The sequence below is a fragment of the Mycobacterium sp. SMC-2 genome, assembly GCF_025263485.1.
Taxonomy (GTDB): Bacteria; Actinomycetota; Actinomycetes; order Mycobacteriales; family Mycobacteriaceae; genus Mycobacterium.
The window spans coordinates 2,257,725-2,283,796 of record NZ_CP079863.1; the positions used below are offsets into that span (position 1 = coordinate 2,257,725).

22 protein-coding genes and 3 pseudogenes are annotated in these 26,072 nt (G+C 67.7%); 18 read left to right on the forward strand and 7 right to left on the reverse strand.

Annotated elements, in window-relative coordinates; all coding sequences use genetic code 11:
* A complete protein-coding gene (locus KXD96_RS10790; protein ID WP_396878768.1) occupies window positions 1-1,209 on the reverse strand; it encodes an acetyl-CoA C-acetyltransferase in 1,209 nt (402 codons plus the stop codon).
* A gap of 408 nt (window positions 1,210-1,617) precedes the next feature.
* Here KXD96_RS10790 and KXD96_RS10795 point away from each other — a divergent pair, with 408 nt between their 5' ends.
* Window positions 1,618-2,574 carry an LLM class F420-dependent oxidoreductase gene (locus KXD96_RS10795; RefSeq protein WP_260744550.1) on the forward strand — a complete coding sequence of 319 codons (957 nt, stop codon included), beginning with the start codon at window positions 1,618-1,620 and terminating at the stop codon, window positions 2,572-2,574.
* A 3-nt stretch (window positions 2,575-2,577) separates the two neighbouring features.
* Here KXD96_RS10795 and adhE read toward each other — a convergent pair whose 3' ends face one another.
* Window positions 2,578-5,184 (reverse strand): bifunctional acetaldehyde-CoA/alcohol dehydrogenase, encoded by a 2,607-nt coding sequence (gene adhE, locus KXD96_RS10800; RefSeq protein ID WP_260744551.1) that lies wholly within the window; start codon window positions 5,182-5,184, stop codon window positions 2,578-2,580.
* Between the two features lie 117 nt (window positions 5,185-5,301).
* Here adhE and KXD96_RS10805 point away from each other — a divergent pair, with 117 nt between their 5' ends.
* Window positions 5,302-5,541, forward strand: a complete 240-nt coding sequence (locus KXD96_RS10805) for a ferredoxin (RefSeq protein ID WP_260744552.1) — start codon at window positions 5,302-5,304, stop codon at window positions 5,539-5,541.
* Here the strand turns inward: KXD96_RS10805 and KXD96_RS10810 are convergent.
* Window positions 5,534-6,208 (reverse strand): response regulator transcription factor, encoded by a 675-nt coding sequence (locus KXD96_RS10810; protein WP_260744553.1) that lies wholly within the window; start codon window positions 6,206-6,208, stop codon window positions 5,534-5,536. The genes KXD96_RS10805 and KXD96_RS10810 overlap by 8 nt on opposite strands.
* 36 nt (window positions 6,209-6,244) lie before the next feature.
* Between KXD96_RS10810 and KXD96_RS10815 the strand changes: the two genes are divergently transcribed.
* The 3 genes from KXD96_RS10815 (at window position 6,245) to KXD96_RS10825 (ending at window position 10,006) form a co-directional block, all read left to right on the forward strand.
* Entirely contained in the window at window positions 6,245-7,543 is a 1,299-nt protein-coding gene (locus KXD96_RS10815) for a sensor histidine kinase KdpD (RefSeq protein ID WP_260744554.1), read from the forward strand.
* Between the two features lie 88 nt (window positions 7,544-7,631).
* Window positions 7,632-8,903 carry a cytochrome P450 gene (locus tag KXD96_RS10820; protein WP_260744555.1) on the forward strand — a complete coding sequence of 424 codons (1,272 nt, stop codon included), beginning with the start codon at window positions 7,632-7,634 and terminating at the stop codon, window positions 8,901-8,903.
* A complete protein-coding gene (locus tag KXD96_RS10825) occupies window positions 8,900-10,006 on the forward strand; it encodes an NDMA-dependent alcohol dehydrogenase (protein ID WP_260744556.1) in 1,107 nt (368 codons plus the stop codon). The genes KXD96_RS10820 and KXD96_RS10825 overlap by 4 nt, the downstream gene beginning before the upstream one ends.
* A 12-nt stretch (window positions 10,007-10,018) precedes the next feature.
* Here KXD96_RS10825 and KXD96_RS10830 read toward each other — a convergent pair whose 3' ends face one another.
* Window positions 10,019-10,846 (reverse strand): oxidoreductase, encoded by an 828-nt coding sequence (locus KXD96_RS10830; RefSeq protein WP_260744557.1) that lies wholly within the window; start codon window positions 10,844-10,846, stop codon window positions 10,019-10,021.
* A 16-nt stretch (window positions 10,847-10,862) separates the two neighbouring features.
* Window positions 10,863-11,960 (reverse strand): bifunctional DNA primase/polymerase, encoded by a 1,098-nt coding sequence (locus KXD96_RS10835; protein WP_260744558.1) that lies wholly within the window; start codon window positions 11,958-11,960, stop codon window positions 10,863-10,865.
* A 313-nt stretch (window positions 11,961-12,273) separates the two neighbouring features.
* Here KXD96_RS10835 and KXD96_RS10840 point away from each other — a divergent pair, with 313 nt between their 5' ends.
* On the forward strand, window positions 12,274-12,567 hold the full coding sequence (locus tag KXD96_RS10840; RefSeq protein ID WP_260745319.1) for a hypothetical protein: 294 nt from the start codon (window positions 12,274-12,276) through the stop codon (window positions 12,565-12,567).
* 26 nt (window positions 12,568-12,593) lie between these two features.
* Here the strand turns inward: KXD96_RS10840 and KXD96_RS10845 are convergent, their stop codons facing one another.
* Together KXD96_RS10845 and KXD96_RS10850 are read right to left on the reverse strand one after the other, a co-directional pair.
* Entirely contained in the window at window positions 12,594-13,259 is a 666-nt protein-coding gene (locus KXD96_RS10845; RefSeq protein WP_260744559.1) for a nitroreductase family protein, read from the reverse strand.
* Between the two features lie 7 nt (window positions 13,260-13,266).
* Window positions 13,267-14,793: an Hsp70 family protein gene (locus tag KXD96_RS10850; protein ID WP_260744560.1), complete on the reverse strand. Its 1,527-nt coding sequence runs from the start codon at window positions 14,791-14,793 to the stop codon at window positions 13,267-13,269.
* Between the two features lie 191 nt (window positions 14,794-14,984).
* Between KXD96_RS10850 and KXD96_RS10855 the strand changes: the two genes are divergently transcribed.
* From KXD96_RS10855 to KXD96_RS10910, 12 genes and pseudogenes are all read left to right on the forward strand, one after another.
* On the forward strand, window positions 14,985-15,371 hold the full coding sequence (locus KXD96_RS10855) for an STAS/SEC14 domain-containing protein (protein ID WP_260745320.1): 387 nt from the start codon (window positions 14,985-14,987) through the stop codon (window positions 15,369-15,371).
* A pseudogene (locus KXD96_RS10860) lies at window positions 15,368-15,844 on the forward strand (CAP domain-containing protein); the annotation flags it as partial. The gene KXD96_RS10855 and the pseudogene KXD96_RS10860, both read left to right, overlap by 4 nt.
* A gap of 17 nt (window positions 15,845-15,861) precedes the next feature.
* Window positions 15,862-16,203 (forward strand): annotated as a pseudogene (locus KXD96_RS10865) (DUF732 domain-containing protein); the annotation flags it as partial.
* Between the two features lie 254 nt (window positions 16,204-16,457).
* Window positions 16,458-17,168: an MlaE family ABC transporter permease gene (locus KXD96_RS10870; protein WP_396878418.1), complete on the forward strand. Its 711-nt coding sequence runs from the start codon at window positions 16,458-16,460 to the stop codon at window positions 17,166-17,168.
* Entirely contained in the window at window positions 17,165-18,022 is an 858-nt protein-coding gene (locus KXD96_RS10875) for an ABC transporter permease (protein WP_260744562.1), read from the forward strand. Before KXD96_RS10870 ends, KXD96_RS10875 begins: the two co-directional genes overlap by 4 nt.
* 4 nt (window positions 18,023-18,026) lie before the next feature.
* The gene (locus tag KXD96_RS10880) at window positions 18,027-19,457 is read left to right on the forward strand and encodes an MCE family protein (RefSeq protein WP_260744563.1); all 1,431 of its coding nucleotides are present in this window, start codon (window positions 18,027-18,029) and stop codon (window positions 19,455-19,457) included.
* A gap of 28 nt (window positions 19,458-19,485) precedes the next feature.
* On the forward strand, window positions 19,486-20,514 hold the full coding sequence (locus tag KXD96_RS10885) for an MCE family protein (RefSeq protein ID WP_260744564.1): 1,029 nt from the start codon (window positions 19,486-19,488) through the stop codon (window positions 20,512-20,514).
* Window positions 20,511-21,818, forward strand: a complete 1,308-nt coding sequence (locus KXD96_RS10890; protein WP_260745321.1) for an MCE family protein — start codon at window positions 20,511-20,513, stop codon at window positions 21,816-21,818. Before KXD96_RS10885 ends, KXD96_RS10890 begins: the two co-directional genes overlap by 4 nt.
* Window positions 21,815-23,071 (forward strand): virulence factor Mce family protein, encoded by a 1,257-nt coding sequence (locus KXD96_RS10895; protein ID WP_260744565.1) that lies wholly within the window; start codon window positions 21,815-21,817, stop codon window positions 23,069-23,071. Before KXD96_RS10890 ends, KXD96_RS10895 begins: the two co-directional genes overlap by 4 nt.
* Window positions 23,068-24,201 carry a virulence factor Mce family protein gene (locus KXD96_RS10900; RefSeq protein ID WP_260744566.1) on the forward strand — a complete coding sequence of 378 codons (1,134 nt, stop codon included), beginning with the start codon at window positions 23,068-23,070 and terminating at the stop codon, window positions 24,199-24,201. Before KXD96_RS10895 ends, KXD96_RS10900 begins: the two co-directional genes overlap by 4 nt.
* Before the next feature lies 1 nt (window position 24,202).
* Window positions 24,203-25,642 carry an MCE family protein gene (locus KXD96_RS10905; protein WP_260744567.1) on the forward strand — a complete coding sequence of 480 codons (1,440 nt, stop codon included), beginning with the start codon at window positions 24,203-24,205 and terminating at the stop codon, window positions 25,640-25,642.
* A 127-nt stretch (window positions 25,643-25,769) separates the two neighbouring features.
* Window positions 25,770-26,072, forward strand: a pseudogene (locus tag KXD96_RS10910) (hypothetical protein); the annotation flags it as partial.

Below are 26,072 nucleotides of genomic sequence, written 5' to 3' on the forward strand. Positions count from 1 at the left end.
TCACACCCGCTCGATGACGGTCGCCGTGCCCATTCCCCCGCCGGTGCACATCGTCACCAGCCCCGTCGTCAGATCGCGCCGTTCGAGCTCGTCCAGGAGGGTGCCGATGAGCATCGCCCCGGTGGCGCCGATGGGGTGGCCGAGGGCGATCGCGCCGCCGTTGACGTTCACCACCTCGGGGTCGATGCCGAGATCGCGCATCGTCTTGAGCGGGACCGCGGCGAAGGCTTCGTTGATCTCCCATAGGTCGATGTCCGCCACCGTCATGCCGGCGCGTTCCAGGCATCGCTGCGCGGCCGGCCCGGGCGCGGTGAGCATGATGATCGGTTCGCTACCGATCGCCGCGGTGGCGCGAATCTGTGCCCGCGGGGTGAGGCCCTGGGCGTGCATCCAATTGGACGACGCGACCAGCACGGCGGCGGCGCCGTCGACCACCCCGGACGAATTGCCCGCATGGTGCACGTGATCGATGTGGTCGATGCCGGGATAGCGCTCAAGGCAGATCTCGTCGAACGTGCGCTGCTCACCGTCGGCGCGGCTGCCGCCCATCGCGGCGAAGGCGGGCTTGAGGCGCGCCAACGTCTCGGTGGTGGTGCCGGGGCGAGGATGTTCGTCGCGTTCGAAAGGACCGTTGGGTGTGGGGACGTCGACGAGCGACCGCACGAACCGTCCCTCGTCGATCGCCACGGCGGCGCGGCTTTGACTTTCCGCGGCGTAGGCATCGACGGTCTCGCGGGAGAACCCCTCCAGCGTGGCGATGAGGTCGGCTGAAATGCCTTGAGGCACGGTCGGATACCGCGCACGGAAGGCTGGGTTTTGGCCGTCGATGGTCGGGATTCCGGCGGTGACGCCCCACCGCGACATGGATTCGACTCCGCCGGCGATCACCAGATCCTCGTTGCCGGCGGCGATGGACGACGCGGCGACGGTGACGGCCTGCTGGCCGGACCCGCAGAACCGGTTCAGCGTCATCCCCGGCACGGTCTCCGGCCATCCGGCGAGCAGAACCGACAGGCGCGCGATGTCGTCGCCGTGGTCGCCGCCCAGGATGCCGTTGCCGGCGATCACGTCGTCGACGTCGGCCGGCTCGAAGCCGATCCGCTCGGCGAGCGCGGTGAGGCAACGGGCGAACAGGGCCTGCGGATGGACGGCGTGCAGCCCGCCGTCGGGGCGGCCTCGGCCGCGGGGCGTGCGTACCGCGTCAACGATCCAGGCGTCGATGGCGGACTCCCATCGTTCGGGGGCAATGACCTCACAGATCACCGGTATCGTAATTCGTCTCTCGGCTGTGGAGAACTACCTTCTCCAAATTGGCGAAGCGATTCTCTCTAAGCCGGTGCCGTGGCTCGTCACACCGGCCACATCCGCCTCCGCGCCGATGCAATCGACTCTTTGCCCGCCTTGCAGCGGCAATGCCGGATGCCGGAATCGCACAGTCCTCTGCGGCGTGACTGGTGTGGCCGATGTGAATCATCGTCGCTCGCTGATCCGGAGCCGCTGTACGAAATCTGCTGCCCGGTAAGGTGATTCGGCCAAGCGCCGGTGTCTCCCCCGATCACAGGAGCCCAACATGTTCGGTCAGCGCATAACGCGGCGGGCATCGGGTAGCCGGATCACATGACCAAGATCGGATACTTCCTCTCCAGTGAGCAGTTCGGCCCCAAGGATCTGGTCGACCAGGCAAAGCGTGCGGAAGCCGCCGGATTCGACGCGTTGTGGATCTCCGACCACTTCCATCCTTGGAACGACGAGCAGGGGCAGAGCCCGTTCGTGTGGGGCGTGATCGGGGCGTTGTCAGAGGTGACGTCGCTCCCCGTCAGCACCGCCGTCACCTGCCCGACCGTGCGCACGCACCCGGCGATCATCGCCCACGCGTCGGCCACCGCCGCGGTCCAGCTCGACGGTCGCTTCGTGCTCGGCGTCGGCAGCGGCGAGGCGCTCAACGAACACATCCTCGGCGATCCCTGGCCGTCCGTCGGTGCGCGGCAGGAGATGCTGGAGGAAGCCGTGGACGTCATCCGGTTGCTGCACCGCGGCGACGAGGTGAGCCACCACGGCAAGCACTACACGGTGCAGGAAGCCCGCATCTACACCCGCCCCGACGAGCCCGTCCCGATCTACGTGTCCGGTTTCGGTCCGCAGGGCGCGGAGCTGGCCGGGCGTATCGGCGACGGTTACGTGCTGGCGATGCCCGAGGCCGAGCTGGTCAAGACGTTCCGGGACGCCGGCGGGGGCGACAAGCCGGTGCAGGCGGGCACCAAGGTCTGCTGGGATGAAGATTCCGACGCGGCGCTGAAGACGGCGCACCGGTTGTGGGGCAACGAGGGATTGCCGGGCCAGAGCTCGCAGATATTGCCCCGGCCCAAGGACTTCGCCGCCTTGATGTCGCTGGTACCGCCTGAGACGGTCGCCGAGAGCGTCGCATGCGGACCGGACCCGAACAAGCATGCCGCGCAGGTGCGTGAGTACATCGACGCCGACATCGACGAGGTGTACGTGCAGCAGATCGGGCCCGACATGGACGGGTTCTTCGCGGCGTGGGAACGCGACGTGCTGCCCCAGGTGCGGGGGTGAGCCTCACGCCTCGGCATCACCGTAGAAGCCCGCCCGAAGCAAAGCGGTGATCTCGCTGACCAATGGCATCCGCGGATTGGTGCGGTTGCTGAGATCCTCGAATGCCGTCATCGCCAACGTGGGCAACGCGCCAAGGAATTGCTCCTCCTCGACGCCGTACTCCCGCAGCGATCGGGGCATGTTCAGTCGGTTCAGCAGATCATCCACCCCATCGAACAGCCGGGCTCGGCAGTCGTCGGGCTGGTGGCCACCGAAGATCAGCTGGCCGAGCTGCGCGTACTTGTCCGGCGCCACGTAGGCGGAATATCCCGGCGCGGGCATGAACTTGCTCGGCAGACTTGCGTTGTAGCGCAGCACATGTGGCAGGAATATTCCGTTCGCCCGGCCGTGCGGGATCCCGAACTTGGCGCCGACGGCATGGGCGAGCGCATGGTTGGTCCCGACGAACGCATTCGAGAAGGCGAGGCCGGCCAGGGTGGCCGCGTTGGACATGCTGGTTCGCGCGGACAGGTCGTCGGGATCTTCGTATGCCCTTGGCAGGGCGTCGAAAATCAGCCGCACCGCTTGGGCGCACAACGCGTCCGTATAAGGCGAGGCGAAGATCGAGACGATCGCCTCCAGTGCGTGGGTCAGAGCGTCGATGCCCGTGTCGGCGGTCAGCTTTTTCGGCATCGAGGAGGTCAGGACCGGGTCGACGATCGCGAGGTCGGGCACCAGGCTGTAGTCGACGAGCGTCTCCTTCTTGCCGCGCACCGTCAGCACCGCCGCCGGCGAGACTTCCGAACCGGTACCCGATGTCGTTGGGACAGCCACCAATTGGACGCGATGGCGGCCGGCCGGATAGTCGGCCACGCGCTTGCGGGGGTCGAGGAACGGCATGGTCAACTCGTCGAGGCTCTTCTCCGGGTGCTCGTAGAACAGCCGGATCGCCTTGCCGGCATCGAGCACCGAGCCGCCGCCGACGGCGACCAGCAGATCGGGTTGGGCCCGCTGGAGCGCCGCGACGCCACGGCGGATGGTCGTCTCGTCGGGCTCCGGTGTCACCTCGCTGAACACCTGCACGTGGCGGGCGCGCAACTTGCCGCGCAGCAAGTCGACCACGCCGCGCTCGTCGGTCGGGGCGTCGGTGATCACCACGACGGTTTCGGCGTCGAGTTCGCGCAAATTGTCCAGTGCGCCTTCGTTGAAGTAGGTGTTGGACGGGACGCGGAACCATTGCGGCGGGGTGCGGCGCCGCGAAACGGTCTTGATGTTCAGCAACTGGCGGTAGTTGACGTTCTCCGTAGTGCTCGACCCGCCCCACGTGCCGCAACCCAGCGAGAACGTGGGGGTCAGGTTGTTGTAGACCCCGCCGAGGGCTCCGACCGCGGTGGGGGCGTTGACCAGGATGCGCCCGGTGCGCAGCGCCAGACTGTATGCCTCGATGACGTCCTCGTCGTTGGCGTAGACCGCCGAGGTGTGACCCAGGCCCCCGTGCTCGGTGACCAAAACGGCCACGTCGATGGCGTGCTGGACGCCGCTTGCGCGCACCACCCCGAGCACCGGCATCAGCTTCTCCTGCACCAGCGGATGCGAAGCGAGTTCGTCGAGGTCTGCAGGAAGCTGTGCCAGCAGCACCTTCACGGTCGGTGACACGCTGAAGCCGGCGCGGGCGGCCAGCTCCGACGGCTTCTGCCCGACCGCCTCGAGCGAGACCTTGTCGCCGCAGCCAAACGCGAACTCCGCCAACGCCTGAGCCTCGTCGGGGGTCAGCAGTTGGGCGCCCATGCGCTCGAACTCGGCCATCACCTCGTCGTACACCTCGTCGTCGATGATGCAGGTTTGCTCGGCCGGGCAAATGACCGACGAGTCAAAGGTTTTCGAGATCAGGATGTCGACGACCGCGCCTTTCAGCTCCGCCGTCTTGTGAAGATAGATCGGCGCGTTGCCGGGACCGACGCTCAGCCCCGGCTTTCCGGCCGAATTCGCCAGCGCGACGATTTTCGGTCCGCCCGTCACCCAGATGAAATCGACTCCTGGGTGCTTGAACAGGTAGTGCGTCACCTCGTGCTGGGCGTCCGGGATCACCTGCAGCGCCCCCGGTGGCATACCGGCCGCTTCGGCGGCCGCGCGCAGGATTTCCAGGCTGCGTTCGCAGCAGCGCACCGCATGCGGTGACGGTCGGAACAAGATCGCGTTGCGGGTCTTGGCGGCGACGATCGCCTTGAACAGCACCGTCGAGGTCGGGTTGGTCACCGGGGTGATGGCCAGCACGACCCCGATCGGCTCGGCCACATAGGCGATGTTGTGTTCGACGTCCTCGTCGATGACTCCCACCGATTTCTTGCCGCGCAGATAGTCGTGCAGAAACTCGGTGGCCACATAGTTCTTGACGACCTTGTCCTCGAAGACGCCGAAACCCGTCTCCTCGATCGCGACACTCGCCAGTTCGCCGGCGGCACGTACCCCGGCGCGCACCATCGCCTCGACGATCGCATCGACCTGCTGCTGGTCGAGCTTGCGGAATGCTCGGGCCGCCTCGGCCGCCGCGTCGACGATCGCGTCGACTTGGTGTCTGCGCTGCTCGGCAACTTCGACGGAGGAGGTGGGCTGAGTTGGCGTAGTTGTCATGATCGCGTTTTCGATTAGGAGGGGACACTAAGGACTCCAGAATGGGTAGAAGCTACGCCGCGCGCCTAGGGCTGAAAGGCCCACGACGAGCTGGCCCGAAGGGGCCACATCTGGCGCATGGGGACCACGTATGGCGCGGGGGCCGTGGCGATACTGGCGTTCATGCGCATCACCCTCGACTACGACCTCTGTGAGGGACACGGGCAGTGCCTACTGGCCGCGCCCGACGTTTTCGACATTCCCGACGGTGCCGAACAAGTGGTGGTGCTCGAGCCCGACCCGCCCGAGGCCGACCGCGAACGGGTCATTCGGGCGGCCGCGATGTGCCCCGCCCAAGCGATTCGAATCCTCAACTGAGCCGGCGCGTTTCGGCCACGTCGTCGAGCAATCGGTAGCGCCCGGCCAACGCGGCGGCGGCTATGCGGTTGCCGACTCCGAGTTTGTGCAGCAGCGCGGCCACCATGCGTTTGGCGGTGCGCTCCGACACCAGCATCCGCTGGGCGATGTCGCCGGTCTCCATGCCGGTCGCGAGCAGGGCCCATAGTTGGAGATCCTGGGCGCTCAAGTTGTCCAGCAGCTCGGGCGGTGGCTTGCGGATGTTGCTCAGCAACGCGTCGAGCAGCGCGCCGTCCACGACCCGCAGGCCCTCCGCGATCGTCCATAGCGGCCCCGCCAGCGCCTCGGGCCGCGCGGTCTTGGGCAGGAAGCCGTCGGCGCCGGCCCGCAACGCCTCCTCGGCCAGCGCCAGGTCGTCGGTCCCCGACAGCGCCAGGATCCGGGTCTGCGGATGGCGCGCCTTGATGTGGCGGATGGCGGCGACCCCGCCCAGGGGCGGCATCGACAGATCGATGATCGCGACGTCGGCGTCGCAGCGGGCCACCAGATCGGCGGCCTCTTCCACGTATGTCGTCTGGCCACCGACCGTGAACAGTTCACCCCATTCGCGGGTGAGCAACAGGGCCAGGCCCTGCGCGAACAGCTCGTGATCGTCCACGATCACCACGACATACGGCGAGCGCGTCATTGCCGCGATGCTAACCCGAACTCTATGGTCAGCCGGGTGAGACCGCTCGATCGACTCAGAACCACCGTGGACTTCGACGGCGAGGACTACGGGCTGGCCCGCACCGTCGTCGCGGTACGGGTCGCCGTGGTCATATCAATCGGCGCGCTGCTGACGGTCGGACCCCAGTGGCTCCGTCAGCACACGGCGGCCACCGTAGCGGTGTTGGGCGCCGCGATGGTCTACGCGGCCGTCCTGTTGGCCTATCCGCAGCTGGAGGTCCGGCGGACTCGGTACGCGTGGCTGGTCACCGGCTTCGACTCGGCGTTCACGCTGGCGCTCATCGCCTTGAGCGGAGGCGTCTACAGCCCGGTGGTCGCGGTGTTGGCGCTGGTGGTGATCGCCTCGGCGGCGCGGCTGTCCTTCAGCGAAACCCTGCTGGTCGCGATCCTGTTGGGCGCCGCCCATATCCCGGTGGCGCTGACGTCTTCGCCCAGCGCTCCGGTCACCGCGGCTCCGGCGCTACAGGCCGGCTGGTCGGCGGTGTATCTGATCTTCGTCGGGATCATCACCGCCGGGCTGTCCGCGCTCGCCGAACGCGAACACCGCTCCCGGCTCAGCGCGCTGGTGGAGGCCGAGGCCGAACACGCCGCCGCGGAAGAGGAACGCGACCTGCGGGCGCGCCTGCTGCGCTCCTACCAGTCGCAACAGGATGGGCTGCAGGTGCTGGTGCACGAATTCCGCACTCCCGTCACGTCTTTGGAGGCGCTCAGCGAGGCGCTGACGTCGAAGCAGCCGATGTCGCAGGCCGACCGGGAGACCAGTCTGCAGCTGGTGGCCCGGCACGTGCACCACCTGACCGACATGGTCGACGCCCTCTCCGACGTCGCGTTGAGTCGCCGCCCGACATTCTCGGCGGGCCGGGTCCGCCGCGTCGACGTGGCCGACCTCGTCGTTGCCGCCGCCGACGCTGTCGGCCTCGCGGCGCCGCGGTTGCGGCTGAACGTCAGCGGTGACGTCGACGCGGTGGCCGTCAACGCCCAAGGGCTGCGCCGGCTGCTGACCAACCTCCTGGAGAACGCCTCCCGGCACGGCCGAGGTGAACCGGTCGACGTCACCTGCTCGCGGGAGGGCGACGAGCTGGTCTTCACGGTGGCCGACCGGGGGCCGGGCATCCCGGCCGAAAGCCTCGGGGAGTTGACCACCAAGTACGTCAGCGTCGGCGGCCAGCGCGGCACCGCCGGGCTCGGCCTGTGGATCGTGCAGCAGATCGCCGAAGCGATGGGCGGCCGGGTCGACTTCGCCGCACGCGAAGGCGGCGGCCTCGTCGCCACATTCCGCGCACCGATCTCCTGATCGCCGGTTGTCTGCGCTGGCCCGCGCAGGCCAGTGATTGGCACTCGCGCCTATGCCGCGCCGCCGCCGCGCTGACCAGCATGGCCTGATGACCGCACCCACGACCGCGCCCACCCATAAAGACATCGATCTGAGCGCCCGCGAGTTCTGGGCGAGACCCCCGGAAGAGCGGGACGCCGCCTTCGCCGTCCTGCGCGCGGAGAACCCGGTGCCGTGGAGCCGACCCGCGGAGTCCGATCTGCTGCCCCCCGAGCTCAACACCAGGGGGTTCTGGTCGCTGACCAAACAAGACGACATCCGGATGGCCAGCCGCCACCCGGAGATCTTCTCCTCCGCGCAGGGCATCACGATGGAGGACTTCGCCCCCGAGGCGGTGGAGATCGCGCAGTCGTTCATCGCCATGGACGCCCCGCGGCACACCCAGCTGCGCGGGATCACGACGGAAGCCTTCAAGCCCAAGAACGTGCGCCGGCTGGAAGGTTGGATCCGCGGGCACGCCCATGACCTGGTCAGCGAGATGGCGCACCTCGGTGAAGGCGACTTCGTCCAGCTGGTGTCGGTCAAGCTGCCCGGTCGCATCTTCGGCAGCTTCTTCGGGCTGCCCGACGGCGAACTGCGTGACAAGGCCGTCACCGCCGCCCAGCGGCTGGTCGGCTGGACGGACCCCAACATCCGCGGCGAGCAGAGCGAACTCGAGCTGTTCATGGGCGCCGTGATGGACCTGCACGAGGTGGCAACGGTGTTGATCCCCGAGCGGCGGGCCAACCCGGGCGACGACCTGATGACGTGGATGGTGCAGGCCGAGTTCGACGGCAAGAAGATGACCGACGACGAGCTGAAGGCGTTCTTCGTGTTGATGGGCGTCGCATCCAACGACACCACGCGGCACGCCTCGGCCCACGCCATCGCCGCCCTCTCGAAGTCTCCCGACCAGCGCGCGCTGCTCGTCGAGGACGTCGAGGGGAGGGTGGCCACCGCCGTCGAGGAGGTGTTGCGCTGGGGATCGCCGTTGCTGCACATGCGCCGCACCGCCACCCGCGACATCACCGTGCGCGGATCGGAGATCAAGGCCGGCGACAAGGTCGTGTTGTGGTACTACTCGGGCAACCGCGACGAGGACGTCTTCGAAAATCCGCACACGTTCGACATCCTGCGAAACCCGAACCCGCACATCGCCTTCGGTGGCGGTGGTCCGCACTTCTGCCTGGGCGCGGCGCTGGCCCGCACCATGCTCAAGGCGCTGCTGACCGAGGTCTACACGAGGATTCCCGACATCTCGGCACCGGAGCCGCAGTACGCCCTGGCCAATTTCATCAACGGCGTCAACAGCCTGCCTGCGACCTGGACGCCGGAACGATGAAGACGAAGGCGGCGGTGCTGTGGGGGCTGCACCAGAAGTGGGAAGTCGAAGAGGTCGACCTGGACGGGCCCAGGGAGAACGAGGTCCTGGTCAAGGTGGCGGCCGCCGGGCTGTGCCATTCCGACGACCACCTGCTCACCGGCGACATGCCGATGCAGCTACCGGTGGTCGGTGGGCATGAGGGCGCCGGCGTCGTCGTCGACGTCGGCCCGGGCGTCACCGAAGTCGCCCCAGGGGATTCGGTGGCCCTGAGTTTCATCCCGGCCTGCGGTCGCTGCGAACCGTGTTCGCGCGGCATGAGCAACCTGTGCGTGCTCGGCGCCGCCATCATCGCCGGACCCCAACTCGACGGCACCTTCCGTTTCCATTCCAAAGGTCAAGGTCTTGGCCAAATGTGCGTGCTGGGAACGTTTTCCGAATACACGGTGGTGCCACTGGCCTCGGTGATCAAGGTGGACCCGTCCACCGCGCTGGACACCGCCGCCCTGGTCGGCTGCGGGGTCACCACCGGCTACGGCAGCATGGTGCGCACCGGCGAAGCGCGCGACGGCGACACCGTGGTGGTCATGGGCGTGGGCGGGATCGGCATGAACGCGGTGCAGGGCGCACGGATCGCGGGCGCGCGCGTCATCGTCGCGCTCGATCCCGTGGAGTACAAACGGAGCCGTTCCCTCGAATTCGGCGCCACCCACACCGCGGCGACGGTCGAGGAGGCCCAAGCACTGCTGACCGACCTGACGCGCGGCCAGATGGCCGACGTCTGCGTGGTCAGCACGGATTCGGCCGAAGGAAGTTACGTGGCGCAGGCCCTGAGCCTGGTCGGCAAGCGCGGCAGGGTGGTGATGACCGCGATCCCGCACCCGACCGACACGTCCGTCGCCATGTCGCTCTTCGACTTGACCCTCTACGAAAAGCAGGTTCGCGGCTCGCTTTTCGGATCTTCCAATCCGCGGCACGACATACCCCGGATGCTCGACCTGTACCGCGCCGGCCGGCTGAAGCTCGACGAACTCGTCACCCGCGAGTACACCCTCGAGGAGATCAATACGGGTTACGCCGACATGCACGCCGGGGTGAATCTGCGCGGGCTGATTCGGTTCTGATCGCGGCGAGGCTCAATCGAAGTTAGTGCTCGTGGTCAGCTCTTGCCATTTCGCGATCTCGGCGGCGCGCGCGTCCGCGACATAGCGATATAGGCCAAGCGCGTCGGGGCCGAGCAGCAGGAATCCCGGTGGCTCGCTGGACTCGACCGCCGCGATGATCGCGGTGGCCGCCTTGGCGGGGTCGCCGGCCTGGTTGCCGTGCATGGTGTCGTTTTCCTTGCGTCGCCGTCCCGCGGTCGCGGCGTAGTCGTCGATGGCCGTGGCCGACTGGACCAGCGAGCGCCCGGCGAAATCGGTGCGGAACGCGCCGGGTTCCACGACGGTCACCGAAATCCCCAGCGGGGCCAGCTCGCCGCGCAGGGCGCCGCTCATGCCTTCGATGGCGGCCTTGGCCGCCGCGTAGTAGCCGGACCCCACCGGGGTCGCCGTCGCGCCGATGGAGGAGATGTTGACGATCGCGCCGCCGCGGCGTGCCCGCATGCCGGGTAGGACGGCCTTGATCATGGCGACCGCGCCGAAGAAGTGCGTCTCGAACAGGGCGCGCACCTCGGCGTCGTCGCCCTCCTCGACCGCGGCGCGGTAACCGTAGCCGGCGTTGTTGACCAGTACGTCGACGCGGCCGAACCGGTCGTGCGCCTGCCGCACGGCCGTTACGACCTGCGCGGGGTCGGTGACGTCGAGGGCGGCGGCGAGTGCCCGCCCGGGAGCGGCCGACACCAGGTCGGCGACCTTCGCGGCGTCGCGCGCGGTGACGACGGCGTTGTGGCCGGACCCGATGACGGCTTCGGCAAGCGCGCGACCGAGCCCGGTCGAGCATCCGGTGATCAGCCAGGTGGACATGCGGGATGGCTCCTTATCACTCGTCGCGCTGCCGTCGATACGGCCGCCACTTCAGGCGTGCGAATCGCGCCAGCTGTGGGGGATACGCGAACCGGCCCGGTCGCTGCGGCCGGTCATGGTGGTGCGCGCGGGCCGGGTCGGCGTGCGCTGCCGCCCACTGGGCGAGCCGGACGAACTCGCTGCCCAGCTGGTGCAGCCGCGCGGGATCGTCGTCGTCGGTGAATGCCGCCGTGAACGCCGCGTGGAGTTGGTCGAACGCCTGGCGCGCCGGGTAGCACCCGGCCATCGCCTCGGAAAACGCCCACGGCAGCACGCTCGCCATGGTGTCGTGGCGCGAACACCCGTCGGCCACCTGGTTTCTGAACCTGGTGAGTGGTCCCCTCGGCGAGTTGCGGCAGTCCTGCCGTCCGCAGCCGCCGCCCGCGTGCGTGTCCAGGAACTCTTCCAACTCCGCTTGGGTGAGCGGGTCGGCTTCGCCGGCGGCGGCCAACAAGGATGCCTGCAGCACTTCGGGGAGTGGACGCAGCGCGCCCACGCGCTTCCATTGGTAGCGACCGCCTTTGGTCGCCGCATCGGGGTGCGGCGTCGGGGCCGCGATTATGACGCCGTTGCGGCCCCGCACCTGCCCCCAACGCCGGAACGCACCCGGGCCGTTACCGAACGAGTCGCCCGGTGCCGTCGCGAAGAGGTAATGGCCACGGTCGCCCTGGCGCCGGGTGGACTGCACCGCCGCGGCCGACCGCAGCGCCCGTGCGATGTCCGGTCGACCGGCGCGCGCGATCGCGTCGAGATCGTCGATGTCGAGGTCGAACGCGACCGCTCCGGACCTGCCGACGTGCAGGGCTATGCCGTTGCCGGCATGTTCGGGCCACCATGTGCGTATCTGCCGGGGGTCGCGGCTTGACTTGTCCTGCCAGTGGCCATGCACGACGCTGCCGGGGTTCTTGATATCGGCAGGGTCGGTGGGCAGCACGTACCAGCCCGCCCGCGCGTACGCCAGGGCGGCGTCAACCGGTGACAGGCCCGCCACGTCGGGCACCCAAGGCGGGTTCCGATCGTCGTCCAACTCGATCGCGTCGACTACATCCCTGGTCGGAAAGTCGCCGGGAATCACGAAAGCATCGTACGAGGGTGCTCCGACACCCGGCGTTGGCTTTCGGCAGGCAATTCCTCTCTTCGATCGCGGTAGGAGGGCCTTTGCGATCAACTATCGTCCCTCTCAAGCAATTGAATGGCACCGGTAAAGGAAACAGGCAGTGAGGACGCTAGAAGGCGTTCTGGCCAAACACCCGTTCTTCGGCGGGATGGACCCGCGCTATTTGCAGCTGGCGGCCGGGTGTGCGGCAAACATACGCTTCAGCGTGGGTGAGTAGATCTTCCGCGAGGGCCATCCCGCTGATCACTTCTACCTCATCCGCGCCGGCAGGATCGCGCTCGAAACCCCCGTTCTGGGCCGTGGCAGCTTGACGGTGCAGACGCTTGGAGACGGAGACATCCTTGGATGGTCGTGGTTGGTGCCGCCGTACAACTCGCGGTTCGACGCGCGAGCCGTCGAGACGACGCGCGCCATCGGTTTCGACGGCAAGTGCCTGCGCGACAAGTGCGAAGAGGACCACGAACTCGGGTACGAACTGCAGAAACTTGTAATCGCGGTTCTCGGAGAGTATCTCGATGCGGCAAGGTTCCGGCTCTTAGACATCTATGCCGATGTCATCGAATGAGGACGGACCGGCCCAGCGACAGGCCGTCAGCTTCCGAACGCCGGGCCGTCGAAGCGCCCGTTGCTGACGAAATCGGGGACTGGCCTGCGGCGCAGCTTGGTGAGTTGTCGCACCGGTTTGCCAAGGGGCACGATCGCGGCGACGGCGTGCCGGTCCGGAATCCCCACCAATTCGCGGACCTGCGCCTCGGCCGCGATGGCCATCGTGGTCATTGTGCCGCCATAGCCCTCGTTGCGGGCGGCCAGCAGGATGCTCCAGATCAGCGGGTACACCGATGCGCCGCTGGCCATGCCGACGCGGTCCAAGTCCTGATCGAGCGAGGCGACCACCGTCAGGTCGACGGAAACAACCAGGACGACCGGCGCTTTGGCGATCGGCGCGACGAAGGTGTCGGGGATTTCGGTTCGGTCGATGACGTCTTGCGGCACCCCACTGGGATGTATTGAATTCCAGGGGTTTTCACCCGCCTGCAGCTGGGCGAAGTAGCGACGGGCCGCGGCCGTGCCCAGCTCGGCGAGCCTGCGACGGACGTCCGGGTCGCGCACCACGGTGATGTGGGCGCCCTGCCGGTTGCCGCCGCTCGGGGCGAACCGGGCGTTGTCGAAGATGCGCCACAGCACCTCGTCGGGCAGGGGGTCGTCGGTGAATTCGCGCGCCGCGAACGTCGTTCGCATGACCTCGTACAGCTCCATGGCCGCGTCACGCCCTCGCGGAAGCGCGGCGCTCCAAGCGGAAGGTGCGCTTGAATCCGGCGGGCTGCGTGGTCAGGGTGACTTCCACTGCGCCGCTGGGGGCGATGACGTAACGCTCCTCGACGTCGGGGCCGTCCCGCCACCGGCCGACCGGCTGATGCCCGAGGTCCTCGCGGTCGTGCAGCGCCGGGTCGAAGGGGAAGAGGACCGGATCATAGGGCGTCACGTCGCCGTCGGGCCGGCCGTTGACCAGGCGGCTGCATTCCACGAAGCGGAAGTGGCCGATGTTGTGCGCCGCGCGGTAGGTCCGTTTGACCACCAGTGGGGTGTGGCCATCGGCCGGCAGCGAGACGTCCTTGCACACGATAGGGTCGAAGACGACGCCGGCGCCGGCCTCGGCCTCGCGGAAGACCCCGAAGTTACGCGAAAAGCGTTCGGAGAGCGCAAAATCGGACTCCTTGTCCAGGAAGACGGCCAGGCCGATCGCTGTCGCCGCGAAGGGATGCGGCGAGCGTTTCACCCGCTTGTCGCCGAAGGTGGTGCGCAGCATCCGGGTAACCAGCGGGAAACTGCCGGCGCCGCCCACGACGTAGATGCCGGCGACCTCCGACCACGTCACGTCGCGGCCGCCACCCGGGTGGTGCAGGACGCGGTCGAGCAACTCGATCGTCTTGTCGACGAGCGGCGCGCACACCGAATAGACGTCGTCGACGGGGCAGGAGAACGGGGGCCGGTCCGCCCCGTCCACCCCCGTGAGGTCCACCAGGAAGCGGCGCGTCTGCGGCCCCACGGCCTCCTTGCGGGCGGCGCACTCCTCGCGCAGCAGGTCGCGCGCGGCGGCGCCCACTCCGGACAGCCGCGAGCGCGCCAGGACGAGGTCGACGATCGCGTCGTCGAAGTCGTCGCCGCCGAGGCGCTGAATACCCTCGCTGACGATCACCTCGTTCGCGTGCCCGGTCATCTTCAGCAACGAGGCGTCGAACGTGCCGCCACCCAGGTCGTAGATCAGTACGTACTCCCGCTTGGCGGTGATGGTGGGGCGGTACCGGTGGGCGTATTCGAGGCTCGCCGCGGACGGCTCGTTGAGCAGCGCGACGACGTGGAAGCCCGCCGCGACGAACGCGTCCAGGGTCAGCAGGCGTTGGGCGCTCGAGGCGTTGGCCGGCACGCTGATCGCGGCCTCGACGGTTTCCCCCGCGGTGAGGCCGGAATTGGAGCGACGCAGCAGGTCGGTTTTCAGCTGCGCCAGAAAACCGGTGAGCAGGTCGGCCAGGCGATGGTTGCGGCCGGCGAGGCGCACCTCGGTCTGCGGTCCGGCCTCGTTGAGCAGCCGCTTGAACGACCGCAACACCGACCAGCCCGGGTCGTGGCGGACGGCGGCGGCCTCCGCGCCGAACCGCAACTCCCCGGCGGCGTTGGCCGCGACGATCGACGGCCACGCGTCCAAGCCATCAAAGGAGATGACGGGATAGTTGCCTCGGTCGACGGCCGCCACGACGGTGTGGGTGGTACCAAAGTCGATGCCGACTCGCATCGCGCAATTTTAGGACCGCGCCGGGGACTTGGAACAAGCTTTGGTCCGGCGCGCCGCCGGTCGACGCGCATCCGAGTTCACGACTTCCGTTCGCACCTTCGAAGGACTTTGGCCCCTAGGCCACCACGCTCGACGCGGAGACGATGACCACATTGGACCGATTCGTCTCTCTAGGAGGCCCCGTGATCGAAATGCTCGACGGCTTTCCCGACGACGTCGCCGCGTTCGCATTCCATGGGCACGTGACCAAGTCCGATTACGACACGGTGCTGGTACCCGGATTCGAGGACAAGCTGACTCGGCACAAAAGGTTGCGGATATATTGCGAAATCTCCTCCGACTTAACCGGTCTCGATCCGGGTGCGGTGTGGGCGGATTCGAAATTCGGGGTGGGCCATTACTTCGATTGGGATCGGTGCGCGATTGTCAGCGACGTGGCATGGGTGAAGCATGTCGCCAAGCTCAGTGAACTTCTCGGTTTTCTCTGGCCCGGTAAGTACCGCACTTTTTCCGAGGCCGAAGCCGGTGAAGCGCGCCGATGGCTGATGGACGACGGCGGCAAGCGCGGGGTCGCATGAGATGTCGCGACGCCATTCGTCACTGCACCGTTCTCCTTGGTAGCGCGGCATTCGTCTGCGCGCCGCCGGCGAACGCGGACAACAAGCGGCTCAACGACGGAGTCGTCGCCAATGTCTACACCGCCCAACACAATGCCGGCTGTACCAATGACGTGCGGATCAACCTGCAACTGCAGCTGGCGGCGCAATGGCACACCGACGACGTGCTCGCCAACCGTGCGCTCGACGGTGACATCGGCTCCGACGGCTCGACCCCGCAGGACCGGGCGAATGCCGCGGGCTACCGAGGCAGTGTCGCCGAGACCGTCGCGATCAATCCGGCGCTGGCGATCAGCGGCCTCGAGGTGATCAACCAGTGGTACGGCAACCCCGCCTACCTGGCGATCATGCGGAATTGTGCCTATACGCAGATGGGGGTGTGGTCGGAGAACAGCCTGGACCGCAGCGTGGTCGTTGCCATGTACGGCGCACCCGGCGCCGGGGCGCCGAGATGAATCTTCGCCGGCTGACCGGTCCGGCCGCGGCCGCGGCGGTCCTGCTGCGCGCCGGTACGCCCTTTGCCCGGGCTGATGCGGTGGCCTACCTCGTCAACGTGACGGTGCGCCCGGGCTACGACTTTCCCAACGCCGACACCGCCCTGGCATACGGGAACGGCATGTGCGACAAGGTGCGCGCGGGGGAGCGCTACGCGCAGATCATGAGGGAGGTCAAAGACGACTTCAGCAACCCGGACGACTACCAGGCCTCGTATCTGATCAGCCAGGCCGTCGGCGAATTGTGCCCGGCCCAGATCTGGCAATTACGGCAATCGGCCGCCGGATACGTTCCGCCCCTGGGCCGTAACGCAATGACGACACGGGGACACGAATCGCATTCACCGCGAGCGCGTTTGGCGCCCGGGCGGCAAACATCGCGAATTCGCCTTCGCGGGTTACACGCCTGTTGTACGGTTCCCCACAAGTGGCCTCAGGTTAGGAACATCCGGGTCGCGACGACGGTCATATTTTCCGGCCGGGGGAGGGATTTGGCGTGATTTCCTCAGAGTCCGTCACCAAACCGCTCCGCTCGTTCGGTGCATTCTTTGCCATGTCGCTCGACACTTTCGTGGCGATGTTCAAGCTGCCATTTCCGTGGCGCGAGTTTTTTCTGCAGACATGGTTCGTCGCGCGGGTGTCCATCATTCCGACGCTGCTGCTGACGATCCCGTTCACCGTGCTGGTCGTCTTCACCATGAACATTCTGTTGGTCGAGTTCGGGGCGGCCGACTTCTCCGGTACCGGCGCCGCGACCGCCTCCGTCACCCAGATCGGGCCGGTGGTGACCGTTCTCGTCGTCGCCGGCACCGGGGCCACCGCGATGTGCGCCGACCTGGGATCGCGCGCCATCCACGACGAACTCGATGCGTTGCGGGTGATGGGAGTCGACCCGGTTCGCCGGCTGGCCGCGCCGCGGGTGCTCGCGGCCACCGTCGTTGCGGTGTCCCTGGTGTCGCTGGTGACGCTGGTGGGCATGGTCGGGTCGTTCGTCTTTTCGGTGTTCGCCCAGCACGTCACGCCGGGCGCCTTCGCCGCGGGCCTGACGCTGCTCACCCACCTGCCCGACCTCATTCTCGGCCTGGTCAAAGGGGCACTGTTCGGGATGGCCGCCGCTCTGATCGCTTGCTACAAGGGCATTTCCGTCGGAGGGGGGCCACAGGGCGTCGGTAACGCCGTCAACGAAACGGTCGTGTACTCGTTCATCGCCCTGTTCGTGATCAACATCGTCGCGACCGCCGTCTACTACACGGGTCCGCAATGAGCGCCGACAACGCGGTACGCCAGCGATCCAGGCGGCTCTTGGACGTGGCTACCAGCCTCGCGGCCGGCTGGAATCGCGTTGGCGCGCAAGTGAAGTTCTATTCGACGGCCGTCTCCGAGATGCGGACGGCGTTCGCTCGGTACGGGAAGGAGATCCTCCGGCTGGTGGCCCAGATGAGCCTGGGCACCGGTGCGCTGGCGGTGATCGGCGGCACCGTGGTGATCGTGGGGTTCCTCACCCTGTCGACCGGCGCGGTCATCGCGGTTCAGGGCTACAACCAACTGTCCGGCATCGGGGTCGAGGCGATGACGGGATTCATCTCCGCCTACGTCAACGTCCGCATCATCTCGCCGGCGGTGGCCGGCGTCGGGCTGGCCGCGACCATCGGCGCGGGCGCAACCGCGCAACTGGGTGCGATGCGGATCGCCGACGAGATCGACGCCCTCGAGGTGATGGCCGTCCGTTCGGTCGCGTACCTGGTCTCCACCCGGGTGGTCGCGGGCGTCATCGTGGTCATCCCGCTGTATTGCATCGCGGTGGTGTGTGCCTTTCAGGCGGCGCGGTTCGGCACGACGGGGATCTATGGCCAGTCCACCGGCGTCTACGACCACTACTTCCGCACATTCCTCAACTCGACGGACCTACTGTGGTCGTTCGTCACGGTGATCACCGCGTCGATCGCCATCATGCTCGTGCACACCTATTACGGCTACCACGCCTCGGGCGGGCCCGCGGGGGTCGGCCAGGCCGTCGGCCATTCGGTGCGAACCTCTCTGATCGTGTTGACGCTCATCGTCTTGGCCATCTCGCTTTCCGTGCACGGCCAGTCCGGCCACTTCAATCTCTCGGGGTAGGGAGATGTCGGAAACGCGCTCGAAAGGCCTGCATCCCGCTTGGTGGACACTCATCCTCGTCATCGCCACCGTCGGCACCATCGCGCTGACATCCGCCCTGTTCTCCGGGTCGTTCAAGTCGTACGTGCCGGTGACGGTGATCTCCGACCGGGCCGGCCTGGTGATGGACCGCGGCGCCAAGGTCAAGATGCGCGGAGTGCAGGTAGGGCGGGTCGCCGAGGTCACCAACGGCAAGAGCCAGGTGAGCCTCAAGCTGGAGCTCTACCCGAACCAGGTCGACTACATACCGGCCAACGTGCAGGCGCGGATAAGGGCCACTACGTTTTTCAGCGCCAAGTACGTCGACCTCGTCTACCCGAGCCGGCCCAGCCCCAAGCGCCTGGCGGCCGGGGCGGTGATCCGGGTCGAAAACGTCGGCACCGAGGTCAACACCCTGTTCGCCAGCCTCGTCAAGGTGCTGAACGAGATCGACCCGGCCAAGCTCCAGGGCGTGCTGTCCGCGCTGGCCGAGGGCCTGCGTGGGCAGGGTGCGGCCATCGGGCAGGGCCTCACCGACACCAACGAGGTGCTGCGCGCGATCAATCCGCGCGCCGAAGCCGTCCGGGCGGATATCCGGGCGGCCAAGGGCGCCGCCGACACCTATGACGCCGCCGCGCAAGACATTCTGCGGGTGCTCGATGCGGCCAGCGTCACCAGCGGCACGATCGCCGATGACGCACCTGCGCTCGATTCGCTGCTCACCGGCGTCGTCGGCCTCTCCCGCAGCGGCATCGCCCTGGTCGGCCCCAGCAAGGACAACATCGTCAGAGCGGTTAGCCTGCTCGAACCGACGACCAGCCTGCTGATGAAATACAACCCGGAACTGACCTGCATGCTGGTCGGCGCCAAGACGGCCCTGGACACCGGCTACCGGGACGCGATGGGCGGCGCCAACGGCTACTCGCTGATCATCGATAGCACACCGTTGTTGGGCGCCGACCAATACCGGTACCCGCAAAACCTCCCGATCGTCGGCGCCAAGGGCGGCCCCGGCGGTAAGCCGGGCTGCGGATCGCTGCCGGATGTCGCCGCCAATTGGCCACTGCGCCAACTGATTACTAATACCGGGTGGGGAACCGGCCTGGATATCCGGCCCAACCCCGGAATCGCCTTCCCGGGATACGCCGACTACCTGCCCGTCACGCGGGGGATGCCCGAACCGCCCAGCATCCGCTATCCGGGCGGCCCTGCGCCCGGGCCGATCCCGTACCCGGGGGCGCCGCCGTACGGTGCCCCGCAATACGCCCCGGACGGGACACCGCTCTACCCGGGTCTGCCGCCGGCGCCTCCGCCGGGCAACCCGCCCGAACCCGGGCCCCCGCCACCGGGATCAGAGCCGGCCGTGATCCCGGCCCCCGCCCAGCTGCAGCCCACCCCCACACCGCCACCGCCCTGACTACGCAGGTAAGCGACGAGGAGCCACCATGAAAGAGGACCTGCCGGGCACCCTTTGGCGCCTGGCCGTCTTCATGGCCGTGTGCGCCTTCGGCCTGGTTGCCATGCTGGCGATCTTCGCGCAGCTGCGGTTCGGCAATGAGTTGCAGTACAAGGCGCGGTTCAGCAATGTGTCCGGCCTCGAGGCGGGCAACTTCGTCCGCATCGCGGGCGTCGAGGTCGGCAAGGTCAGCAAAATCTCGATCCAGGACGACGGTAGCGCGGTGGTCGACTTCAGCGCCGACAAGACCGTGGTGTTGACCCAGGGCACCAAGGCGGTGATCCGCTACCAGAACCTGATCGGTGGTCGCTACCTGGCGCTGCAAGACGGCCCCGGTGGCACAAGGCAACTCAAGCCCGGCGAGACGATCCCGTTGTCACGGACGGCGCCCGCGCTGGATCTGGACGCGCTGATCGGCGGGTTCCGGCCGTTGTTCCACGCGCTGGACCCCAACCAGATCAACACCTTGTCCACGGAGTTGATCAGGGCGTTTCAGGGGGAGGGTGCCACGATCGGGTCGGTGTTGGCGCGCACCGCCGCGCTGACGAACACGCTGGCGGACCGAGATCAGCTCATCGGAGAAGTGATCGTCAACCTGAACACCGTGCTGGGTTCGCTCGGAAACCAAAGCACGCAGTTCGCACAGACCGTCGATTCGCTGTCCCGGCTGCTGGCCACGCTGGCCGACCGAAAGCGAGACGTCAGCAACGGCATCGCTTATGCCGACGCGGCCGCGGATTCCATTGCCGACCTGCTCGCGAAAGGCCGTGCACCCCTGACGAAGATCCTCAACGAAGGCGACCGGGCCGGCGGCCTGATCCTGGCCGATCGCGACTACTTCGACGACTTCCTCAACACCCTGCCGGACGCCTACCAGATGCTGAACCGGCAGGGCCTGTACGGGGACTTCTTCAGCTTCTATCTGTGTGAAATGCTCTTCAAGCTCAATGGCAAAGGCGGACAACCGGTTTACGTCAAGGTTATCGGCCAGCCATCGGGGAGGTGCACGCCGAAGTGAAGTACTTCTCCGAACGCAATCCCCTGGTGGTCGGCGCGATCGGTGTCGTGGTGGTCGGCGGGGTGGTCGCGGCGTCGCTGACCTACAGCAAGCTGCCCCTGTTCAAATCGGGCAAGCAGTATTCGGCCTACTTCGCCGAGGCCGGCGGGCTGTTGACCGGTGCGGCCGTGCAGGTTTCGGGCTTCAAGGCCGGCGCGGTGGACAGCATCGAGCTGGACGGGCCCCGGGTGCTCGTCAAGTTCGAGGTCGACAAACACATCCGGCTCGGAGACCGCACGGAGGCGTCGATCAAAACGAAAAGCCTGCTGGGCGCGAAGATCCTCGAGGTCACCACCCGCGGCGACGGCAGGCTGTCCGGGCCGATCCCGCTCGAGCGTACGCACGCGCCCTACCAGTTGCCCGACGCGCTCGGAGACCTCGGCGCCGCGATCAGCGGGCTGGACACCAACCGGTTGTCCGAATCGCTGGCCGTGCTGGCCGACACCTTCTCCGACACCCCGGCCGACCTGAAGGTCGCGGTGGCCGGTGTCGCGCGGTTCTCACAGACATTGAGCGACCGCGACGCCCAACTGCGAAATCTGTTGACCAACGCCAACAAAGCGACGACGGTGTTGTCCGAGCGCAGCGACCAGATAGCCCGGTTGGTGGCCGACAGCAGCGCGCTGCTGGTGCAGTTGCAGAGCCAGAGCCGCGCGCTGGACCAGATCTCCGGCAACATCACGGCGGTGAGCCGGCAGATCAAGGGCCTGATCGCCGACAACCGGCAAACCCTCAAGCCGACACTGGACAAGCTCAACGAGGTCCTTTCGATCGTCGACAACCGCAAAGAGCGAATGCGACAGGCGATCAAGAAGTTCGACGACTACGCGCTGTCGCTCGGCGAATCGATGTCCACGGGGCCGTGGTTCAACTTCTACATCGCCAACCTGATCCCCGGCCAGTTCATCCAGCCCTTCGTCGACGCCGCGTTCTCCGATCTGGGTCTGGACCCTAATGTGCTACTGCCGTCACAACTCACCGACCCGCAGGTCGGTCAGCCGGGAACACCGGCCCTGCCGGTGCCGTTTCCGCGCACCGGTCAGGGCGGCGAGCCGCGGCTGAACCTCCCGGACGCCATCACCGGCAAGCCGGATGACCCGCGCTACCCCTACCGTGAGCCGCCCCCCGCGCCGCCGCCGGGCGGACCGCCGCCGGGGCCGCCACCGCTTGCCCCCGGCCAGACGGCTCTTCCACCGGCGCCGCCGTCACCGTCGCCGGTGTTCGTGCCCGCGCCGGGTGAACCGCCGAAAGCCGGTGAACGATGAAGCGCCGCAACGCCAGAATCGGTCTGGCCGCCGTCTTGGTGTTCGGCATCCTTGCCGGCTTCGCGGCGGTCTGGCACTCATCCGGGGCGAGCCACAGGACGACGGTGGTGGCCTACTTCACCAACAGCAACGGCATCTTCGTCGGCGACGAGGTGCGCATCCTGGGCGTGGCCGTCGGCAGGATCGACAGAATCGAACCGCAACCCGAGCGCGTCAAGATCACGTTTTGGTACGACGCCAAATACCAAGTGCCCGCCGATGCGAAGGCCGTGATCCTGTCGCCGTCGCTGGTCACCTCGCGGGCGATTCAGCTGACGCCCGCCTACACCGGGGGGCCGCAGCTGCGAAACGGTGCCGTGATCCCGCAGGCCCGCACCGCGGTCCCGGTGGAGTGGGACGACCTGCGGCAGGACCTGGAAAAGCTCACCCAGATGCTGCAGCCCACCCACGGCGGCGTCAGCCCCCTCGGATCGCTCGTGACCACCGCCGCGAACAATCTGCGCGGCCAGGGGGTGACCATCCGGGACGCCATCGTGAAGCTCTCCCAAGCGGTTTCGGCGCTCGGTGACCACAGCAACGATCTGTTCAGCACCGTGAAGAACCTGTCGGTGCTCGTTTCGGCGCTGCAAACCAGCGGGGATCTGATGCGGCAGCTGAACCAGAACCTCGCCTCCGTGACCGGCCTGCTGGCCGACGATCCGAACGAGATCGCCAACGCGGTCACCGCGCTGGCCGACGTGGTCGGCGACGTCCGCAGCTTCGTGTCCGAGAACCGGGAGGCGCTGGGCACGACGTCCGACAGGCTTGCGTCGGTGTCGACCGAGCTGAACAAAAGCCTCGACGACATCAAGCAGGCGCTGCACATCGCGCCCACCGAGCTGCAGAACTTCATGAACATCTACCAGCCGGCGCAGGGCACGCTGAGCGGTGCGCCGGCGTTCGCCAACTTCGCCAACCCCGTCGCCTTTCTGTGCGGGGCGATACAGGCGGCCTCGCGCCTCGGCTGGGACCAATCGGCCAAGCTGTGCGTTCAGTACCTGGCGCCCATCATCAAGAACCGTCAGTACAACTTCCCGCCGCTCGGGGAGAACCTGGTGGTCGGCGCCACCGCGCGCCCGAACGAGGTGACCTACAGCGAGGACTGGATGCGGCCGGATTACATTCCGCCACAGCCCAATCCGGTCGAGGTCCACCCGGTCAATCCCGCCGACGGACTGCGCGGTTTGATGCTGCCGACCGGGGGTGGATCGTGACGCGCCGGGGGCTCGCCGTTGCGGGCGCGCTGGCAGCCCTGATTGTGGCCGCGACGGCCGGCTGCGGCTGGCGGGGCCTGAACTCGGTCGCCCTGCCCGGAACCGCCGGACGCGGCCCCGGCTCGTTCACGATTCAGGCCCAACTGCCCGACGTGGGCACCCTGGAACAGAACTCCCGCGTGCAGGTCGGCGACGTCACCGTGGGCAACGTCACCAGGATCGAGCGGCAGGCCTGGCATGCGTTGCTGACGATCCGGCTCGACGGCAACGTCGACCTGCCGGCCAACGCGACCGTGACGATCGGCCAGACCAGCCTGCTGGGGTCGCTGCATGTGGAGCTGGCCCCGCCGACCGGTGTCCCACCCGAGGGCAGGTTGAAGGACGGGTCGCTGATTCCCCTGTCGTCGTCCGGAAGCTATCCGACGACCGAACAGACGCTGGCCGCGATCTCGTTGTTGCTCAACGGCGGTGGCATCGGGCAGATCCAGGACATCACCCAGGCGCTGAGCACCGCGCTGGCCGGGCGCGCCGACGACCTGCGCAGCCTGCTCACCCAACTCGACACGTTCACCGCCCACGTCGCGAACCAGACCGATGACATCATCGCCGCCGCCGAGAGCCTCAACAATCTGGTCGGCCAGTTCGCGGACCAGAAGCCGGTGGTGGACAAGGCGCTACGGACCATCCCGGCCGCGCTGCACACCCTGGCCGACCAACGGCAGACACTGGTCGAGGCGCTCGATCAGTTCGGGAAATTCAGTGCGCTGGTTGCCGATTCGGCACGGCAGACCAAAGACGCTCTGGTCAAGGAGCTGAAGGACCTGGCGCCGGTGCTGGAATCCCTGGCCAACGCCGGCCCCGCCATGACCCCTGCGTTGAGTCTGCTCGCCACCTATCCCTTCCCCAAGGAGACCATCAGCAAGTGGGCCCGGGGGGACTACGCCAACCTGACCGCCATCATCGACCTGACGTTGAGCCGGCTGGACGCGTCCTTCCTCACCGGTACCCGGTTCGAGGGCAATCTGACGGAGCTGGAGCTGCAGTGGGGCCGCACGATCGGCCAGATGCCCAGTCCCTACACCGCCGGCAATCCGCTTGTCGTGCCGTATCACTGGGATCAGGGGCGCTGACATGCCCCCCTTGTCCAGGCGAGTCCTCATCCAGCTGGCGATCTTTGTCGTCGTCGCGCTGGTCGGCGGCGCGGTGATGGTGTTCGGCTACATCGAGCTCCCGGCAATGTTCGGCATCGGACGCTACCGCGTCACCGTCGAGCTGCCCCAGGCCGCCGGCCTGTATCCCAGCGGCAACGTCACCTACCGCGGGACCGAGGTCGGCCGGGTCGACAGCGTTCGGCTCACCGACACCGGCGTGGCGGCGGTCCTCTCGCTGAAGTCGGGCATCGACATCCCGTCGGACCTCGATGCGCAGGTCCACAGCCAGTCGGCGGTGGGCGAGCAGTACGTTGCGCTGCTGCCGCGCAGGGACTCGCCGCCGCTGAGGGACGGTGACGTGATCCGCGTGGACCGCGTGTCGGTGCCGCCCGACCTGGACACAATGCTCGACGCGGCCAACCGGGGCCTGGAGTCGGTCCCGCGTGAGGACCTCAAGACCGTCGTCGACGAGGCCTCCGCCGCCGTCGGCGGGCTCGGGCCCGACCTGTCCCGGCTCGTGGCCGGCGCCAGCTCGCTGTCGATTGACACCCGCAAGAACCTGGATTCGCTGCTCACGCTGATCGACCGGTCGAAGCCGGTGCTGGACACCCAGGCCGAGACCCCCGACGCCGTGCGGGCGTGGGCCGCGCACCTGGCCGACATCGCGGGCGGGTTAGCGAAGAACGACACCGCGGTGCGGACCGTGCTGGAGCAAGGGGGGCCCGCCGTCGGCGAAGCGCGTCAGCTTCTGGACCGGTTGAATCCGACGCTGCCGGTGGTGCTTTCGAACCTGACCAGCGTCGGGCAGGTGGCGTTGACCTATCACGCCGGCCTCGAGCAGCTGCTGGTCCTGCTTCCGCAGGCGGTGGCCACGATCCAGGCGATCAACGTCCCGAACAGGAACACCAAGCAGGGCTACAAGGGCGCCTTCCTGAGCTTCAACCTGCGGCTCAACCTGCCGCCGCCGTGCCTCACCGGCTTTCTGCCGGCCCAGCAGCAGCGGGTGCCGTCGTGGGAGGACTACCCGGACCGGCCCGCGGGCGACCTGTATTGCCGGGTGCCGCAGGATTCCCCGCAAAACGTCCGCGGCGTCCGCAACATCCCGTGCGTGGGTCACCCCGGCAAACGCGCGCCGTCGGTGCAGATGTGCGACGGCGACGAAAGCTACGTACCGCTCAACGACGGCTACAACTGGAAAGGCGACCCGAACGCCACCCTGTCGGGTCAGCCGGTGCCGCAGCCGCGCCCGCCGGCACCGCCCGCGCCGGCACCCGAACCGTTGCCGATAGCGGGCGCCGAGTACGACCCGGCCACCGGCACCTACGTCGGCCCGGACGGGCACGTCTACACGCAATCGGACCTGGCCGCCCCCGGCGGAAAGCAGCGCACATGGCAGACGATGCTGCTACCACCGAAATAGCCGGCGCCCGTGTTCCCGTTCGCCGGACGCTGCTCGTCTCACTCGTGATCGTGCTGGCGATGATCGGGCTGGTCGGGTGGGTCGGGCTGCGCGCGCACCACCAAGCGCGCCAAACGCAGGAGCAGCGGTCGAGCGTGACGTGGGGGCCGCGCGCGAGCTGGTGGCGGGCCGGTTCAAAGACGCCTACACGTCGCTGACCCACGACGTGGTCATCCCCGGTTCGAAGCGGAAACACATCTCCGCGGTGGCGAGTGTCCAGTCCGCGGCGCCGGTGTCGGCGGGGCCCGGCCACGGGGTGGTTCTGCTGTTCGTCAACCAGACGACGATCGTAGGCGCCGACGCGCCCGTGTGTACACGGCGTCGAGCGTGCGGGTAACGCTGGACAAGGTCCGACGGACGGTGGCCGATATCAGGTTTCGACCCGGTCTAG

Coding starts and splice junctions, on each gene's coding strand:
- adhE (WP_260744551.1), bottom strand. CDS start 5,184: ATGACAACTACGCCAACTCAGCCCACCTCCTCCGTCGAAGTTGCCGAG.
- KXD96_RS10880 (WP_260744563.1), top strand. CDS start 18,027: ATGTCGGAAACGCGCTCGAAAGGCCTGCATCCCGCTTGGTGGACACTC.
- KXD96_RS10805 (WP_260744552.1), top strand. CDS start 5,302: ATGGGGACCACGTATGGCGCGGGGGCCGTGGCGATACTGGCGTTCATG.
- KXD96_RS10795 (WP_260744550.1), top strand. CDS start 1,618: ATGACCAAGATCGGATACTTCCTCTCCAGTGAGCAGTTCGGCCCCAAG.
- KXD96_RS10875 (WP_260744562.1), top strand. CDS start 17,165: ATGAGCGCCGACAACGCGGTACGCCAGCGATCCAGGCGGCTCTTGGAC.
- KXD96_RS10855 (WP_260745320.1), top strand. CDS start 14,985: ATGCTCGACGGCTTTCCCGACGACGTCGCCGCGTTCGCATTCCATGGG.
- KXD96_RS10820 (WP_260744555.1), top strand. CDS start 7,632: ATGACCGCACCCACGACCGCGCCCACCCATAAAGACATCGATCTGAGC.
- KXD96_RS10810 (WP_260744553.1), bottom strand. CDS start 6,208: ATGACGCGCTCGCCGTATGTCGTGGTGATCGTGGACGATCACGAGCTG.
- KXD96_RS10885 (WP_260744564.1), top strand. CDS start 19,486: ATGAAAGAGGACCTGCCGGGCACCCTTTGGCGCCTGGCCGTCTTCATG.
- KXD96_RS10870 (WP_396878418.1), top strand. CDS start 16,458: ATGTCGCTCGACACTTTCGTGGCGATGTTCAAGCTGCCATTTCCGTGG.
- KXD96_RS10895 (WP_260744565.1), top strand. CDS start 21,815: ATGAAGCGCCGCAACGCCAGAATCGGTCTGGCCGCCGTCTTGGTGTTC.
- KXD96_RS10845 (WP_260744559.1), bottom strand. CDS start 13,259: ATGGAGCTGTACGAGGTCATGCGAACGACGTTCGCGGCGCGCGAATTC.
- KXD96_RS10850 (WP_260744560.1), bottom strand. CDS start 14,793: ATGCGAGTCGGCATCGACTTTGGTACCACCCACACCGTCGTGGCGGCC.
- KXD96_RS10825 (WP_260744556.1), top strand. CDS start 8,900: ATGAAGACGAAGGCGGCGGTGCTGTGGGGGCTGCACCAGAAGTGGGAA.
- KXD96_RS10905 (WP_260744567.1), top strand. CDS start 24,203: ATGCCCCCCTTGTCCAGGCGAGTCCTCATCCAGCTGGCGATCTTTGTC.
- KXD96_RS10830 (WP_260744557.1), bottom strand. CDS start 10,846: ATGTCCACCTGGCTGATCACCGGATGCTCGACCGGGCTCGGTCGCGCG.